Origin of the sequence: Myroides sp. NP-2 (assembly GCF_014145665.1) — a bacterium.
GTDB lineage: Bacteria > Bacteroidota > Bacteroidia > Flavobacteriales > Flavobacteriaceae > Flavobacterium.
On the sequence record NZ_JACHTD010000058.1, the window covers coordinates 1 to 517 of the forward strand.

At 28.4% G+C, this 517-nt stretch carries 1 protein-coding gene; it reads left to right on the top strand.

Annotated features, from left to right (window positions below; all coding sequences use genetic code 11):
* Positions 1 to 324: RteC domain-containing protein (locus H4K35_RS15625; protein ID WP_182628818.1), on the top strand; the 324-nt coding region annotated here is incomplete at its 5' end.
* Between the last annotated feature and the right edge of the window lie 193 nt (positions 325 to 517).

The window sequence follows — 517 nt, forward strand, 5'->3', positions numbered from 1 at the left end:
GAAACATTGTCAATCAAGACCAATCAGAAAGATTTATCAATAAGTAAACAGAATATTTCCACGCTAAAGTGGAAAGCAAATGTTACTGACTTAGTAGAGTTAGGAATGGCTCTTATAGAAAGTAAATCTATAAATGTCGGTAAGGGAAAAGATAATCTTTCTGAAAACCAATTTTATAAACTATTAGCAGACTTCTTTAAGATTGATAAGCTATATCACGAAAAGCTAAAACAAGATATAAAAAGACGAGTAAGAGACGAAACTGTTTTTCTTCCAAAGCTTAACGATACTCTTCAAAAAGCAATCTTAGAACAGCTTAAATAGTTCTTATTAAATCTAAAACTGTTAAATTACATAGTTACTAACTATTTAGTAACAAAATGAATTACAACTTATTACTGAATTTTGCACCATAATTAAATGTCTAACAATTAAATTTTTAAATTATGGCAGAAACACAAGTAACACAGTTGTATGGTGTAAACCCACAGGATTTGTTAAATCCTTTAGAGAGTAT